Below are 1,417 nucleotides of genomic sequence, written 5' to 3' on the forward strand. Positions count from 1 at the left end.
ACGAAGCAATCGGAAGTGGTTCCAAGAAAAGCCTCTAAGCTTCAGTCATACGAGACCGTACCGCAAACCGACACAGGTGGGCGAGATGAGTATTCTAAGGCGCTTGAGAGAACTCGGGAGAAGGAACTCGGCAAATTGGTACCGTAACTTCGGGATAAGGTACGCCCCGGTAGCTTGACTGCTTTACTGCAGAAGGGTGAAAGGGTTGCAATAAACTGGTGGCTGCGACTGTTTAATAAAAACACAGCACTCTGCAAACACGAAAGTGGACGTATAGGGTGTGACGCCTGCCCGGTGCTGGAAGATTAAATGATGGGGTGCAAGCTCTTGATTGAAGTCCCAGTAAACGGCGGCCGTAACTATAACGGTCCTAAGGTAGCGAAATTCCTTGTCGGGTAAGTTCCGACCTGCACGAATGGCGTAACGATGGCCACACTGTCTCCTCCCGAGACTCAGCGAAGTTGAAATGTTTGTGATGATGCAATCTACCCGCGGCTAGACGGAAAGACCCCATGAACCTTTACTGTAGCTTTGCATTGGACTTTGAACCAATCTGTGTAGGATAGGTGGGAGGCTTTGAAGCGGGGACGCCAGTTCTCGTGGAGCCATCCTTGAAATACCACCCTGGTTTGTTTGAGGTTCTAACCTTGGTCCGTTATCCGGATCGGGGACAGTGCATGGTAGGCAGTTTGACTGGGGCGGTCTCCTCCTAAAGTGTAACGGAGGAGTTCGAAGGTACGCTAGGTACGGTCGGACATCGTGCTAATAGTGCAATGGCATAAGCGTGCTTAACTGCGAGACCGACAAGTCGAGCAGGTACGAAAGTAGGACATAGTGATCCGGTGGTTCTGTATGGAAGGGCCATCGCTCAACGGATAAAAGGTACTCTGGGGATAACAGGCTGATTCCTCCCAAGAGTTCATATCGACGGGGGAGTTTGGCACCTCGATGTCGGCTCATCACATCCTGGGGCTGTAGCCGGTCCCAAGGGTATGGCTGTTCGCCATTTAAAGTGGTACGTGAGCTGGGTTTAAAACGTCGTGAGACAGTTTGGTCCCTATCTGCCGTGGGCGTTGGAAATTTGAAGGGGGCTGCTCCTAGTACGAGAGGACCGGAGTGGACGAACCTCTGGTGTACCGGTTGTCACGCCAGTGGCATTGCCGGGTAGCTAAGTTCGGAAGAGATAACCGCTGAAAGCATCTAAGCGGGAAACTTGCCTTGAGATGAGATTTCCCGGAGCCTTGAGCTCCTTGAAGGGTCGTTCGAGACCAGGACGTTGATAGGCTGGGTGTGGAAGTGCAGTAATGCATTAAGCTAACCAGTACTAATTGCCCGTACGGCTTGTCCCTATAACCTTGGTAGTTATAGACGAGTCAAGAAATACAGCTGCAGTTTGTTGATACTGCTACCCCAAGAA

1 rRNA gene (running past one end of the window) is annotated in these 1,417 nt (G+C 51.4%); it reads left to right on the top strand.

What is annotated here, in order from left to right:
- Positions 1-1,349 (top strand): 23S ribosomal RNA (locus QUB44_RS30325); it begins 1,704 nt to the left of the window's first position.
- Positions 1,350-1,417: the final 68 nt, after the last annotated feature.

The organism is Microcoleus sp. AT3-D2, from assembly GCF_036705715.1.
Taxonomy (GTDB): domain Bacteria; phylum Cyanobacteriota; class Cyanobacteriia; order Cyanobacteriales; family Microcoleaceae; genus Microcoleus.